Annotated in this window: 1 pseudogene; it reads right to left on the reverse strand. The window is 52.0% G+C overall.

The annotated features are described in order from the left end of the window. Nucleotides 1-23: 23 nt before the first annotated feature. Nucleotides 24-490 (reverse strand): annotated as a pseudogene (locus NMC31_RS26080) (IS630-like element ISEc33 family transposase); the annotation flags it as partial.

Raw genomic sequence — 490 nt, forward strand, 5'->3', positions numbered from 1 at the left:
CTAAATAGCTGCGCCTAATACCGCTACACTTTTGCCTGACCATGTTTTCCTCCGGGGAATGGGCTGGCGGTTTCCATAAAATGGCGGACCTTTTTCAGTAACTGCCACATTGAGCGGCACTGATGATTACGGGTTATCGTGTCATGAAGTGCCTGCCATAGCCGTTCCACATGATTCACCCACGGCGAGTAAACCGGCTGGTAAATTACCCTGAACTTGGGATTTGCTTTCAACCAGCGCTGTGTTTCGCGGCTTTTATGGATAATGTAGTTATCAACGATCAGCGTGATTGTTTTCGCCCGCCGGTAAGTGGCTTTCAGGTGCTTCAGCAGAGCGATAAACAGCGCTGAACTTTTGCTGTTGCCGCCCACGTAGCTGACTTTACCCGTGCCACTGTGCAGTGCGCCGGCCAGATAGTATTTTTCGTTCTGCCCCGGCGTCACTACCCGTTTCTGCTGTCCGCGCAACTGCCAGTCCGCACCGATTTTAG

The sequence above is a fragment of the Pseudocitrobacter vendiensis genome (assembly GCF_943590815.1).
Taxonomy (GTDB): Bacteria; Pseudomonadota; Gammaproteobacteria; order Enterobacterales; family Enterobacteriaceae; genus Pseudocitrobacter; species Pseudocitrobacter vendiensis.